Annotated in this window: 14 protein-coding genes; 13 read left to right on the forward strand and 1 reads right to left on the reverse strand. The window is 43.2% G+C overall.

Annotation, left to right across the window (positions count from 1 at the left end; all coding sequences use genetic code 11):
• Window positions 1-119 precede the first annotated feature (119 nt).
• The 12 genes from U9Q77_04285 (at window position 120) to U9Q77_04340 (ending at window position 11,015) form a co-directional block, all read left to right on the forward strand.
• Window positions 120-488 carry a GntR family transcriptional regulator gene (locus U9Q77_04285; protein ID MEA3286575.1) on the forward strand — a complete coding sequence of 123 codons (369 nt, stop codon included), beginning with the start codon at window positions 120-122 and terminating at the stop codon, window positions 486-488.
• Complete coding sequence (locus U9Q77_04290) at window positions 488-1,345, forward strand: ABC transporter ATP-binding protein (protein MEA3286576.1); 858 nt, start codon at window positions 488-490, stop codon at window positions 1,343-1,345. The genes U9Q77_04285 and U9Q77_04290 overlap by 1 nt, the downstream gene beginning before the upstream one ends.
• Window positions 1,342-2,337 (forward strand): hypothetical protein, encoded by a 996-nt coding sequence (locus tag U9Q77_04295; GenBank protein ID MEA3286577.1) that lies wholly within the window; start codon window positions 1,342-1,344, stop codon window positions 2,335-2,337. The genes U9Q77_04290 and U9Q77_04295 overlap by 4 nt, the downstream gene beginning before the upstream one ends.
• Window positions 2,338-2,369: 32 nt before the next feature.
• Window positions 2,370-3,194, forward strand: coding sequence for a hypothetical protein (locus tag U9Q77_04300; GenBank protein MEA3286578.1), 825 nt, complete (start codon window positions 2,370-2,372; stop codon window positions 3,192-3,194).
• Between the two features lie 163 nt (window positions 3,195-3,357).
• Entirely contained in the window at window positions 3,358-4,152 is a 795-nt protein-coding gene (locus U9Q77_04305; GenBank protein MEA3286579.1) for a YIP1 family protein, read from the forward strand.
• Window positions 4,153-4,208: 56 nt separating this feature from the next.
• Entirely contained in the window at window positions 4,209-5,477 is a 1,269-nt protein-coding gene (locus U9Q77_04310; GenBank protein ID MEA3286580.1) for a TolC family protein, read from the forward strand.
• Between the two features lie 9 nt (window positions 5,478-5,486).
• A complete protein-coding gene (locus U9Q77_04315) occupies window positions 5,487-6,731 on the forward strand; it encodes an efflux RND transporter periplasmic adaptor subunit (protein ID MEA3286581.1) in 1,245 nt (414 codons plus the stop codon).
• Between the two features lie 30 nt (window positions 6,732-6,761).
• On the forward strand, window positions 6,762-7,112 hold the full coding sequence (locus U9Q77_04320) for a four helix bundle protein (protein MEA3286582.1): 351 nt from the start codon (window positions 6,762-6,764) through the stop codon (window positions 7,110-7,112).
• A gap of 90 nt (window positions 7,113-7,202) precedes the next feature.
• Window positions 7,203-7,898, forward strand: coding sequence for an ABC transporter ATP-binding protein (locus tag U9Q77_04325; GenBank protein MEA3286583.1), 696 nt, complete (start codon window positions 7,203-7,205; stop codon window positions 7,896-7,898).
• Window positions 7,899-9,119: an ABC transporter permease gene (locus U9Q77_04330; GenBank protein ID MEA3286584.1), complete on the forward strand. Its 1,221-nt coding sequence runs from the start codon at window positions 7,899-7,901 to the stop codon at window positions 9,117-9,119.
• Window positions 9,120-9,215: 96 nt separating this feature from the next.
• On the forward strand, window positions 9,216-9,629 hold the full coding sequence (locus U9Q77_04335) for a GxxExxY protein (GenBank protein ID MEA3286585.1): 414 nt from the start codon (window positions 9,216-9,218) through the stop codon (window positions 9,627-9,629).
• Between the two features lie 126 nt (window positions 9,630-9,755).
• Window positions 9,756-11,015: an ABC transporter permease gene (locus tag U9Q77_04340; GenBank protein MEA3286586.1), complete on the forward strand. Its 1,260-nt coding sequence runs from the start codon at window positions 9,756-9,758 to the stop codon at window positions 11,013-11,015.
• 334 nt (window positions 11,016-11,349) lie between these two features.
• Here the strand turns inward: U9Q77_04340 and proS are convergent, their stop codons facing one another.
• On the reverse strand, window positions 11,350-12,780 hold the full coding sequence (gene proS / locus U9Q77_04345) for a proline--tRNA ligase (GenBank protein ID MEA3286587.1): 1,431 nt from the start codon (window positions 12,778-12,780) through the stop codon (window positions 11,350-11,352).
• A 227-nt stretch (window positions 12,781-13,007) separates the two neighbouring features.
• On the opposite strand from proS, the gene U9Q77_04350 reads away from it, so the two are divergent.
• On the forward strand, window positions 13,008-14,471 hold the full coding sequence (locus tag U9Q77_04350) for a hypothetical protein (protein MEA3286588.1): 1,464 nt from the start codon (window positions 13,008-13,010) through the stop codon (window positions 14,469-14,471).
• Window positions 14,472-14,558: the final 87 nt, after the last annotated feature.

A 14,558-nucleotide genomic window follows, 5' to 3' on the forward strand; every position in this document is an offset into this window, starting at 1 on the left:
TTTTTTTCAGCAACAAATGCTTTGTGTGTCCTGCGACCTCTGTGGTTGAAAAAAGTTCTTGCAAAACCAGTTGTGTTGGTGTTATAGTAATGTAGAACACCAATAGAGGTGAAAGAACTATGAATTTTGATCAAAAAACACCGATCTACCAACAGCTGGCTGAGTCTATTCGCCAGGATATACTCGCAGGGACGCTACCAGAGGGGATTGCAATTCCCTCCATCCGGCAGATCTCAAGTGAGTATAGCCTGAACCCCCAGACCGTATTAAATGCCACTCAATTATTAATTCAGGAGGGTCTCTTGGAAAAACGCAGAGGATTGGGCTTGTTTGTACAAAAGAATGCCCCCAAACAGCTCAGCAGGATTGCCTGTGAACGGTTTAAGAATGAAACTATTCAAGCATTGATAGAAGAGGCTCAGCTGCTTTCCATATCAGAGAAAGATCTGATCAAACTCATTCAGAAAAATTATGGAGAGGAAGTCTAATGTCTGCACTGATCGAGTTAAAGAATATTGGTAAAACCTATGGAAAGCTGCAGGCACTGGATGGGGTGAGCCTGGAGATTCCTGCTGGTCGTATTGTCGGCCTGGTAGGACCCAACGGAGCCGGGAAGACCACGCTTCTGCGGGCACTGACCGGTGAGTTGGATTATACAGGAAGTGCCAAGGTTTTAGGCTATGAACCCCGTTCCCACAGAGCACAGCTCATGCTTAAAACAGGCGTGATTCAGGATATCTCAGTTTTACCCTCCTGGATGAAAGTTAGTGAACTTCTGGCATTCATGGTTGGAATACACCCCAATTTTGATTGGAACAAAGCGGAAGCCTTTCTAAAAACCACCACCATTCCCATGGAAAAAAAGATTAAAACACTCAGTAAGGGAATGAAAACCCAACTGCATCTGGCAATTACTTTGGCCACCGATACTAAACTATTGATCCTGGATGAACCCACTCACGGCCTGGATATTCTATTTCGAAAACAACTCTATAGCAGTGTGCTGGAGGATTATTTCGATGAAGAAAAATCCATATTGATTTCTACTCACCAGATCGAAGAAGTGGAGCATATCCTCAGTGATGTTATCTTTATTAATAAGGGGAAGATCCTCTTGTACGCCAGTATTGAAGAACTGGGAGAGCGCTTTACGCAATTGACCATTCCTGCTGACCAGGCGGATGAACTCCGTGAAAAACTGAAACCAATGAGTGAATATGGTATTCTCGGATCACGGGTCTTTTTATTGGAGCATGCTGATCAAAAAGCGTTAGTGAATCAGGGTGATATTCAAACACCCTCTGTGGCAGATATTTTTGTAGCGCTCATGGGAGGTGCAGCATGAAACCAATGATGATCTTATTGAAACGCGAATGGCTGGAATGGAAACGAGTGATTATCGGAACTATCCTGGTTATCACTTTCCTGAATCTATTAATGCTTCTGTCAGTCTCACGTGGTTCAAACTGGTTTCATGAAACCCTAGAGCGTGATGGTGAGATCAAGATGGAAGACATCAAGATCAATAATGAGGAAGTTGGTGATGTAACCATTCACATGCAGGGTGAAGACTTCGAAATCCAATTTGAGGGAGATGGACCTACCAAATCAGTTGATAAAGCGCTAAAAAAGGCAGCTCAACCAATTGCATTTGGGCTGCAACTGGGGATGCAGACCACTTTCGCGTTCGTTCTGTTTCTCAGTCTATTCTATTTTTCCGATGCCATTTATAAAGAACGAGCAGATAACAGTACCCTGTTCTTCCGCAGTTTACCAGTAAGTGATCATATACTATTGGGGTCAAAGATCTTAGCCGGATTAGTGGGCGTTATAGGGTTAACGCTCTTTCTCTCAATCGAATATCTGCTTTTCGCACGTATAGCTATCATGATTATGGGGGAACCTCTCTATACCATGGCATCCGCTGTGTTTGACCAGATCTCCTTTATTGGTCTCATCTGGAGATGGTTCTCATATCTTCTATATGCAGCCATTCGCATGGCACCTCTGGCACTATTTCTCATGCTGGTGGGAACATACGTCAAGGGAAGACCTCTTCTCATTGGGATCGGTGGACCTTTTTTGTTTGCCATAAGTTGGGCGATCATTTTCAAGAGTGGAGCACTGTTCAAGCTTATAGGAAAATTTTTCTGGGGTTTCAACCTGGCCAAGATCGACCCCTTATCAAAAATGCTTAATGACGCAGATGGAGGGCTTTCTTATGGAAATCCGTGGGAATATATTTTCAACCTGGAAACCCTCACAATTTTGTTGGTATCGGGATTGCTTTACTATGGGCTATGGATGATTTACAAAAAGAACATACCCACCGGATAAGTGTAAAGTCTCCGGAGAAAAGGAAAGAAGTCATGAAAACCAAAACAGCCTTAACACTAGCCGTGATTCTGGGACTGATTACTTACAGTTTGCCCCTTTATGCAGCTACCAACAAGGCCTACCATGTTGAAGAGCGTACGGTGATTGAAATTCCGGTTGTCGGAAAGATCACAACTCTTACCAGTAGCTATCTCTCCGGCTGTAAGCTCAAAGAAACAACCCTGATCAAAATGCATAACACCTTGGTCAAAATGATCAGTGATTCTGATGGAAAAAGCCAGGAGATTTTGCTCTCTGATCTGTGTGATAAGATCAGGTGGCGCTATGATGAGAACAAACAGGTTTACAGTAGTGTTTCTTTTGAGGAAGTGAGGCAGGAACGAGTTCGTCAGGAAGCAGAAAATGAACTTCAGATTGATATGGAGTCAGATCAAAATGATATAGATGACTCGCCTCGCTTGACTCACGAGATAATGGGCTATGAAAAAAATATAAATGGCTTTAAAGCTCGTAAAGTAGTGACCAGGGTTTATGTCAAAAGTATTGATAATCCGATAATCATCGAAGAGTATTATGCTGCTGATACCAAACCGCTGAAGAAGATTACTGTTGCCAGGGAAAAAGTGGCGCAGGAAATGGGGGCAGGTGACAATCATATTGATGGGGTTCCCGGTTTCATCATGGCTGCATATGATGGTATGCGTCAGGATAAGGAATTAGCCCGTCCTGAGGGTGAGGTCGTTCGCTTTGTGATCAGTTTACTTGATAATGATGATGACCCCATCTTTTCGATGAAGTATGATGTACTTAAAGCTGAAAAAATTGCGTATCAGCCGGATCATTTTGCTTTGAAGTAAGTTCGCTATTATGTAGAGAAAATAAAGTTAGGGAAATAGCATAAATAATTGCGTGGCATATTGATTGCCATTGAATAGAATAGTCTTTGTGGGTTGGATCGGCTCATGATAACTATAAGAAATGACACCTATACCGATTCTCAAGTATTCGAGGGATATCCTAATGGGAAACACATCACGTTTACAACGCTTTATAGATTTATTCTTTGTTCCAAGTCGAGCCTTTGATGATTTTGTTAATGGTGTTTCATTCAAAGACTGGTTAATCCCACTACTCATTGTTACAGCTGCCATTGTAATTTTACCTTTTTTCTTCAGGGATGTGAGTTTTTATGAGGCAGAGCAACGGTTAATAAAAACCGAACAATCAATAGCCAACAATCCAGATATCCCGGATGACACCAAGGAAATGATATCAGAACGCATGCATGATGCCCGGGAAAAGATCAACGACTCACGTGAAAATCCATTAGCCTTAAGAAATTTATGGGGTTACCCGTTAATTCCCATAATGCTGTTTATAATGGCCGCTTTCTTTTCAGCGATCCTTTTGCTTGTTGGTAATTTTGGGTTGGGTGGTCAGGTGAAGTTTTTCCAGATATTCAGTATGGTGATGATGACTTATCTCATTAGTGGAAATGGATTCTTCATGAATATGATTCCTGGTGTAGGAACCCTGGAGCTGCTTGTTAAAACGCCCTTGATTATGATCAAGGAATCAACGGATATGATATTTAGCCCCGGACTAATTTTCGATGATATAGATTCATTTTTTAAACAATTTTTAAACCAGCTGGATATCTTTCGCATTTGGGGTATGGTGGTAATGGGATTTGGATTTGCCAAACTCTATAACAAGCCCACTGCAACTGGCATGATCGCAGTAGGCATCCCCTGGTTGATCCTGGTCTCTCTTGGTGCTGCTCTCCTCCAGGCTAATTCTGTTGGAATGGGCTAGGTTCTTCCAACTTACCAGACAATTAATCAATAATTTTTAAAACTACAGGACTATCAATGCTCTATAGACCAGGCAAATTATTCATATTCATCCTTCTAAATATCCCCATGCTTGCCTTTAGCCAGGGTCAAAAAACGCTGAACCTGGATGAGTGTATTGAGTTAGGATTGAAGCAAAACCAATCCTTACAGATCAACCGCTTTGAGACTGATCGGAGTGTTTCTCAGGCTAAAAGTAATATCGGTATGATATTACCCAGCGTGAATTATTCTCTCTCAGGTTCTTCCACTGATATTGGAGGCTTGGGCTGGAACGAGCGTTACAGTACTTCCCTAAGTATTTCGCAGAATATCTGGGATGGTGGTCGCTGGTGGAACACCCTGAAATCAGCTGAAGTGGCTCAGGATCTGGCTGATATTCAGTTGACCAGCTACGAATTGAGTACCGTTTACCAGGTCAAGGTGGCGTTCTATAACTATCTCTCAACCCTGAAATTATTGGATGTGTATCGCGAAAATCGTGCGACTAGTGAATATCAACATCAATTAACTCTGGAACGCTTCAAGCTTGGAGCAGCTTCACAAAATGATACTCTGAAAACCAGGGTGAACATAGAACAATCAAGATTGCAAATAATCAATGGAGAAGCTGACCTGCAAGCAAAGGCTCGTGATATGAATATAATTCTGGGCCGCGAGTGGGATACTGAGTTAACGCTTCTGGAACCTGCATGGGTGGCAGTGAAAGTTCCCGAATTACAGAATATACTTGAAGATGTATTGGCGGCGAATCCTCAATTAAAATTGCTGGATCGAAATAAGGAAGTTTCCGGTTATAATGTAAAAATAGCCAGAGCCGGCTATATCCCCTCGTTGGGAATGAACGCATCCTACACCAATGGAGGTTCAGAATTCGGGGATGTATTTGGTGATAACACTGCCTCGCTTTCAACTGGTTTGAATCTGACCTGGAACTTGTTTAATGGAACGCGTACTCGGCGGAGTGTTGAGCAAAGTAAGATCAGTGCAAAGATTGCTGTTGAGAACTATGATCTGGCAGAGCGAAATTTGAGAAAAAATTTGGCGCAAACGTTGGAGAGTATGGAAACCCTTGGGACATCAGTAGAAATATCACAATTGATCCTGAATGCTTCTGAACAGGATTTGCTCCTGGCTCAGGAACAATATAAAATTGGGTCGCTCTCAATTTTAGACGTTTTGCGCATCACAGCTAGCTACGAGGATGCCAGATTAAGCTTGATCAGGGCTCAATATAATTTGAAAATAGCCGAAGCAGGACTCCACCAGCTCATGGGAAAACAATAAGAGGAAATCATGACCAAAAAGAAAATAATTATAATCGTTGTTGCAGTGGTCCTCCTGGGAGTCATTGGATATTTTGCAGTCAATAAGGAAAAAGGAAGCAGCAAGGATGTTCAGGCAGCCAGGGTTGAAAGAGGAGAGGTTGTCCACAAGGTAGCTGCCTCTGGTAAGATTCAACCTGTGGTAGAGGTTGCTGTTAGTGCCGATGTTGCTGGTCGCGTAATTAAAATGGCGGTTAAAGAAGGTGACTGGGTCAAAAAAGGACAATTCCTGGCACAACTGGATGCGACTCGTTACAAAGCAGATGTCGATCGGGCTGAACAAGTGCAGGCATCGGCTGATGCATCGCTTTCCCTGGCAGCCCTGGAAAAAAATCAACAATATAAACTTTATCAAAAGCAGATGGTGAGTGAGCTGATCTTTCAAAGCGCTATGGTTCGTTACCAACAAGCCCTGTCATCTACAAAACAAGCCCAGGCCGCTCTGACTCAATCGCGTGATAATTATAATAAAACCATAATGTTTGCTCCTATGTCAGGTACGGTAACACTGGTCAACAAGGAAGTTGGGGAGATGGCTCTGGGGTCAGCATTCAGTCGTGATATCATTATGGTTATTGCGGATCTAAACGATATGGAAGTATTAGTTGATGTCAACGAGAATGATGTTGTTGATGTGACTCTAGGAGATACCACTGAGATCGAAATAGATGCTTTACAGGACACCATGTTTACGGGGATTGTCACTGAGATAGCCCATAGTGCCCAAAACAGTAATCTGGGGAGCCTGGACCAAGTAACCAATTTTAAAGTACATATCCGCTTAATGGATCCGCCCGATGAAATACGTCCCGGAATGTCTGCTGCAGTGGATATTCGGACGAATGTTCAACGGGATGTCTTATTTGTGCCTATTCAAAGTGTAACCATGCGGAAACCACGGCAACTTGAAGAAAAACAGGATAAAGAGTTAAGCCGGGCGGATAGCAGCATGGATAATGAGGATGAAGACCTTGACCCAGTTGAGGTTGTATTTGTGATAGTGGATAATGAGAAGGGTAAGGGTCAGAAAGTCGAACAACGGGAGATCATCACTGGAATCATAGGTGAGCGTGATTTTGAGATCATCTCTGGTTTGGAGCTTGATGACCAGATCATTACCGGACCGTATAAACAAATCAGTCGTGGTCTCAATGATGGTGATAAGGTAAAGATAACCAAGCGGAAGAAGTTTAATGCAGGGAAAGAAGAAAAATAGAATTCAGAATTCAGAAGACAGTAGACGAGAATGCTGACTCCAGCAAGAAAATTTGAAGATTTACTGGTTTGGCAAAAAGCTCATGCGTTTGTACTATCAATCTATACCTTGTCCAAAACTTTTCCAAAAACAGAACAATTTGGTCTTACCAGTCAGTTTCGCCGAGCTGCAGTTTCAGTTCCTGCAAACATTGCAGAGGGCTGGAAGCGTAAAGGGAAAGCGGATAAGAAGCGGTTTTATAATATTGCACAGGCCTCCCTCGAAGAATGCCGTTACTATCTATTACTCACTCATGACTTGGGATATGGTGAAACTGAAAATGCAAATTCACTTTGTATAGAAGTTTCAAAACTGCTCACTTCATATAACAGTAAAATCTGATAAAATGACGATGATTAAAAAAACGATAAATGATTCTGACAAGAATTCTAACTACTGGATTCTGAATTCTGAATTCTTAAAGGAATATCCATGCCCCTAATCCAAGTCAAAGACCTCCATAAGATATATCAAATGGGAATTACTGAAGTTCGCGCATTGGATGGTGTTTCTATTAACATTGAATCCAATGAATATATATCAATCATGGGACCCTCAGGTTCAGGGAAATCCACGCTTATGAACTTGATCGGTTGCCTGGATACTCCTACCTCAGGTGATTTCTTTATGGATGGTGTGAATGTAGCCACCATGACAGATGATGAATTAGCTCATATCAGAAATAAGCAGATCGGTTTCGTTTTTCAAACTTTTAACCTGCTGTCCAAATCAACCAGTCTCAGGAATGTTGAACTGCCTTTGATCTACAATGGATCCATCAAAGCCGCTGATCGTAAAGGAATGGCCATCGCTGCTCTTGAGCGGGTGGGATTGGGTGATCGGACTCATCACAAACCGAATGAATTATCTGGAGGACAGCGCCAGCGTGTGGCCGTAGCCAGAGCTCTGGTAAATGATCCCGCTATCATCCTGGCTGATGAACCGACTGGAAATCTGGACTCGAAAACAGGTGAGGAGATCATGGCTCTGTTTGATGATCTACACGAACAGGGTAATACCATCATTTTGGTTACCCATGAAGAACACATTGCCGCTCACGCCAACCGGGTTGTCAGGCTTCTGGATGGTAAAATTGCTGTGGATGAATCAACACAACGAGCGAAGTAAATGAAAAGCTTCTTCTGGGAGAATTTACGCATCGCTCTGTCCGAACTTTGGGCACACAAGACTCGGACCATCTTGACCGGGACAGGTATTGTCATTGGCATCATTGCTGTGTCGCTTATGTCGACCCTGATCAGTGGTGTGGACGGTTTATTTGAAGACAGCATGAAATTTTTAGGTCGTGGAAACCTGTATGTTGAGAAATGGCCCTGGTTTGGTGATGAGGATTGGTGGACCTTAAGAAATAGACCGCGAATTGAACTTGATATGGCTGATGATATTCGAAACCGTTCTGAATATGCTCTGGAAGTTGCCACAGAAAGAGGACGCTCAGCGAACCTTAGTTATCAAGAATACTCTGCTGAGAATATTTTTATTCATGGAGTAACCTCAAATTACCCTGAAGTATCCACTGTAGATGTGGAATTTGGCCGATTTTTTACTGATTCTGAAGATCGAACAGGAGCCCAGATCATCCTGCTTGGCTCAGAAGTAGCCAAAACTCTTTTTCCCCAGGAAAACCCTCTTGATAAACTAATATTTGCTGGTTCAAAGCGTTTCAGGGTTATCGGGGTGCTGGCGGAGATGGGCAAGTTTATGGGCGCGTTTTCTCAAGATACCCAGGTTTTGATTCCCATGGAAACCTTTAATAAAATCTTTCACGGTCCCTGGGGGATGCGTCGTATTACCGTTAAAGTTCCTGAGGAACATGTTGAAGATGCCAAGGAAGAACTCCGTGGAGTTGTGCGAGTATTGCGGGGCTTGAAACCTGAAGAAAAAGATGATTTTGCAGTTAATCAACAGGATTCTTTCCGCCAAACTTACCAAGGGATCAAGATGGCCATTGGGGGAACGGGTCTAATCATTACGGCACTATCACTGTTAGTTGGGGGTATTGGTATAGCAAATATCATGTTTGTCTCTGTTAAAGAACGTACCCGTGAGATTGGTGTACGCAAAGCGTTGGGGGCTACGCGCTCGCAGATTCAGGGGCAGTTTATGATCGAAGCCATGTTGATCACTGCTACTGGTGGCCTGGTTGGACTTCTGGTATCTACTGCTGCCAGTTTGGCTATCAGCAAATTTCTATTTCCAGCCAGCATGTCTTTCGGAATCGCTTTCGGAGCAATTGCCCTGAGTATTGCAGTAGGACTTTTTGCCGGCCTTGCCCCTGCCAGAAAAGGAGCCAAGCTGGATCCGATCGAGGCACTTCGCTATGAATAAAACAACAGTTATTACTATTTCTACTTGCCACAAAGGCACAAAGACACGAAGCGAATTAAGTAGATATTGTTGAAGTAGAGGTAGTTTATCAACGCGTTGGCATACAAAGGATTTCACGAGAGATATGAATCTCTTACAGAAAGAGAAGAGTCTATAGCAGAACAAATTGTAGATGCTGCTTTTACTGTTCATAAAAGATTAGGACCAGGGTTACTAGAAAATATTTATGAAGTTTGCTTCTGCTATGAGCTGGAAAAACGTGGTTTGATAATCAAAAGGCAAGTAAATATTCCAATCAAATATGATGGATTGGTATTTGATAAAGGACTACGTCTAGATGTCTTGGTCGATGACTTGATAATTTGCGAATTGAAGGCTGTTGACAAAATGAATCCAGTATGGAAGGCTCAAATTCTCAGCCACCTAAGAATGTTAAATAAAAGACTGGGGTTCTTGATAAATTTCAATGTTCCAACCATAAAAAATGGTATCAAAAGAATTATTTTGTAAGGATTCGAAAGTGTTCATAGACATAGCCAACCAAGAGCCTATCCGTTGTTCAATTACTTTTATTAAAACTTCGTGTCTTTGTGCCTTTGTGGCAGGTAAAACAACTGACAAAAAGGGTTGATTCGAATGTATATTAGAACATCAATTAAAACCTTAAGTGATGCTTTCTTTATGGCTCTGGAAGCGATTCGGGACAATCTTTTGCGGTCCATTTTAACCTTGTTGGGTATTGTTATTGGTGTATTTGCCATCATTGCGGTGATGACAGCTATCCGTACCCTGGAATCATCCATTAATTCCGGCTTAAACGTATTTGGTTCGGATGTGATCTTTGTCCAAAAATCGCCGGTGATTCAAATGGGTGATCATAGCAGTCGCCGCAAATACTGGCGTAGACCGAACATTACCTATGATATGGCTTTGGAACTGAAAGAGCGCATGGTCGGAGCAGAGTTTGTCAGTGTTGCAGATGGTAGTGGAGGAAAGACCCTGCGCTATCAAAAAGAGAAAACCAACCCGAATGTGGGAGTACAGGGAGTTGATGAATGGGGTTTGGAAGCATCCAGCTACTCTCTGGACTATGGCCGTAATTTTATCCCGGAGGATATAGAATATAATCGCCGGGTTGTGGTGCTTGGGACGGATGTAATTGAAAAGCTTTTCCCTTATATGAATCCCATGGATCAAACCGTTACCATCAACGGGATCGGATTTAATGTGGTGGGAGTAATGAAGCGCAAGGGGGAAATGTTCGGCCAAAGTCAGGATAATTTTGTGGTGATTCCCATTACCACTTACCTGCAACACTTCAGTAGTCGTTGGACATCTTTGGGCATATCTATCAAAGCACCGGATGCGGAAGGTTTTGATACAGTCAAGGAAGAAGTTATCGATCAGATGCGTATCGTCAGGGGTTTGGGTCCTGATGAGGAAAATGATTTTGAAGTTACATCAAATGATGCGCTTATCGAAACTTTTGGCTCATTTACAGCAGGGATTAAAATGTTTGCCGGAGCAGTAAGCGTGATTGCATTGGTGGTTGCGGGAATAGGTATCATGAACATCATGTTGGTTTCTGTCAGCGAGCGCATCAAGGAAATCGGAATTCGCAAAGCCATCGGCGCCACTCGGAACAACATTCTGTTTCAGTTTCTCTTGGAGGCAGTTTTTCTGTCACTGATCGGGGGTGTGATCGGTGTGTTGCTGGGGGTTGGGGCAGGGAATATGATTACCCTGGTTCTTAAGAGTGTGGATACCGTGATTCCTATTGATTGGGTCTTTATCGGACTCTTTACCTGTTCTTTCATCGGGATCGTTTTTGGTATTTATCCAGCTTACAAAGCCGCTGCACTGGATCCCATTGAATCCCTCAGACATGAAAAGTAAATCACCAAGCTTCGCTTAAGAGCTTTACCCCGGTAAACTTGATTAAACATTTTTTGTGCAATAAAAGCAATCGCGAATTTCGCTAATTGCACGAATAATCCTCCCTCGGGGGAGGTGCTCCGCAGGAGCGGAGGGAGTTTGCAGGCAAAGCTACAGATTTAAAAAAAGTCCCACTATTCCTGACAGGGGCAGCTGATATCAAAACCTGTTTTCAAGCGCTCCTGGCTTCGTTTTTTTACTTCGCCGTAACAAGTAGAACTCAAACAGGCTTAAGCACCCCCAAAAAATGTCCCCTGAAACCAGTTTGGCTTCGCTGGAAACTAGTTTCGGAATATCAATACGCCTTCGCGAAAATCACCAACTGCGAACCCTCCTCACCGGTATAGACACAACTCCCACTTTCAGCAGGCTGGTCAAACGGAATACAGCGAATGGTAGCTTTGGTCTCATTCTTGATCTTTTCCTCAACTTCTGCTGACCCATTCCAGTAGGCTTTGATAAATCCACCCTTATTCTCGAGAACGTCTTTGAATTCATCCCAGCTGTCAACTGTATGAGTATTTGATTCACGGAAATCCAGAGCCCGTTGAAAAAGCTCATCCTGAACCGTAATTATTTGTTCACTGAGGAAATTTACCAGTTCACTTAATTGAATGAAGTGCTTCTCTCCAGAATGTCTGATGACAATCACTGCCTGACCCTTTTCAATGTCTTTCGGTCCCAGCTCAACTCGCATGGGCACACCACGCATTTCCCATTCATTGAACTTGAAACCAGGTGAAGCTTTTTCATCATCATCAACATGGACGCGAACATCAGCATGACGCAAATCAGCAACCAGCTCATCCACTTTACTCATAACCAATTCTTTTGTGTTGTTCCGGAATATGGGAATAATGACGACTTGATAAGGAGCAATCTTAGGTGGTAAAATCAAACCCTTATCATCACCATGAGACATGATCAGACCACCAACCAGGCGAGTACTGACCCCCCAGCTGGTGGCGTAAACCAGTTCTTCTTTATTATCTTTATTCTGAAAGGTTACTTCGAAGGCTTTAGCGAAATTCTGTCCCAGATTATGGCTAGTTCCAGCCTGCAATGCTTTGGTATCACGCATCATGGCTTCGATGGAATAGGTGCTCACCGCCCCAGCAAATTTTTCAGATTCAGTTTTCTTGCCTGTGATAACTGGCATAGCCATGTATTCTTCCGCAAATCGGCGATAAACATTCAACATGGTGAGGGTCTCTTCCTGAGCCTCCTTCTCTGTCGCATGAGCAGTATGACCTTCCTGCCATAAGAACTCAGTCGTCCGCAGGAATAAGCGCGTACGCATCTCCCAACGAACAACATTGGCCCACTGATTGATCAATAGGGGAAGATCCCGATAGGATGAGATCCATTTTTTGTACATGTGCCAGATGATGGTTTCTGAAGTAGGGCGTACAACCAAGGCTTCATCCAGTTTTTTACCACCAGCATGGGTAACTACAGCAACTTCAGGGGCAAAACCCTCAACATGCTCAGCTTCCTTTTTTAAAAAGTGTTCAGGGATGAACATGGGGAAGTAAGCATTTACATGACCGGTGTCTTTAAACATTTGATCCAGGACGCCTTGAAATTTCTCCCAAATAGCATATCCATACGGTCGAATAACCATGGTTCCTTTGACTGGACCATAATCAGCCAGTTTGGCTTGTCTAACCACATCAGTATACCATTTTGAAAAATCTTCGCTTTGTTTTGTTACCCCTTTTGACACAACGGGCATCCTTTCTATAACTGAGAACCGCTCATTCGGCACAGACTGCAATCATAACATGTACACCCCCCCAACACAATGAGGAAAAGTACTATCTGGAGGCTGAGCACAGTCGAAGCCCTGGTTCATATCGTACATGGGGATTAGACATTTCGATGAACTCAATGTCCTTGATCTACAAGTGACCCTGCGCAAAGCCTGAAATTCAGGGACAATCAAATCTTGTCTTGAACACCAGCAAGTACTACAATATCGGCCAATACGGAAAGGTCATTCAGATCAGAAAAATAATTTTCATAGTTGCGCTGTACAGCTTAACCAATCTGGGATTTTCGGCTTCTGAACCGGATACTACAAAATTTGACAGGGAAACCCGTGGTCGCCCCTTTAGTCTTGAAGATTTTTCGCAAAAACCGACTCCGAAAAAACTTAAATCGAATCCCGATGGGGTTCCCGCATGGGTTCGTTCCGGTGAACTTCAATCTGATACAGCTTACTATGGAATTGGGAGATCCACCATTTCAGCAGATGAAGCTGACGACGATGCCCGTCTCCGATTTGCTCAATATGTTGAAGTAAGTGTTCAAAGTATTGCTACCCAGCAGATTGCTGAGAATCGGGATCGCCTGGAAGAAAATTATAACTATGAGTCATTGGTATCTACCAATATGAATCTGCGCAGTATTAAGATTAGTGAGCGCTATCTTAGCAAAGATTCAACCTTTTATAGTTTGATCAAATATGGGAAGTCGGAATACCATGCTTTGGTCACTCAGGAGATCCAAATATCCCTGGAAACTGATATTCGCAAACAGGAACTGGCTCATCAGGCAGCAGAAGCCTTGAGTGCTGATTCTCTTCGTCATAAGCTGATGATGGACAGCCTGACTTTGGGTCGTAGGCAGGCTGTCATTGACTCTCTGGATCATATCCTCAAGCTGGAAGAAGCCCGGCAGCGTCAGGAACAAGACCGCATTGATCTGGTCAAAAACCAGTATTCAGCTTTTCTCAAAATCATTCCGCGCTATCAATTAATAGACGTACCCAGCGCTGTTACTCCGCAGAGTTGGTTCCACATTTCCAGTCGTTGGAATCCAGATACGCAGGATATCAGGCAGGTCAAAGTCGGAGGATCAGTTAGTCTTGTCAGCATTGAAACCAGTTTTTGGGCAACCGAGTCCACCATTGATCAGGGTGATCTGTCCCTTAAACTTCAGATTCTTCCAGAACGAGGTGAAATATACCCGGTTAGCCTGGCTCTGGGCTGGGTCGGATATCTCGCAGCTTTTTCACCCGATAACCTGATCAATCTGAGAGAAAGTCCGACCACCGATCAAATATGGGAAGCACTAAACGATGAACTCTCTGATCCCTCTTCACAAGGATCTAGTTTTTTTCTTACTGCTACGGTTGGAGTTCCACAGGTCAACAATCATATTTCAGTCTATGCCGATAAACGAAAAGTATCTCTAGCCGGCATCTGGTATCCTTTCCCGCGTCACATGGGGGAGGCGATCAGCATTATCAATCAGATCGATTACATCAGTGCTGATGAATACCACAACAGATTTGGTGACCAATTTCAGTGGCAGTTTGGTCTGAGATTGATAGCCATCTCAAATCGCTTTGCCACCATGATTAGCTATGAGGATCATGAGGTCTGGATGCTGAATTTTGAATTTCAGTATTAAAATGAAACCACGGATTTCACTGAACAGGGATAATCGCGAATTACGCTAATTACACGAAATCTTTTCTCGCGCAGACGAGACGCAGAG

The organism is Candidatus Neomarinimicrobiota bacterium (genome assembly GCA_034716895.1).
In the GTDB taxonomy this organism is placed as follows: Bacteria; Fidelibacterota; UBA8477; order UBA8477; family JABMPR01; genus JABMPR01.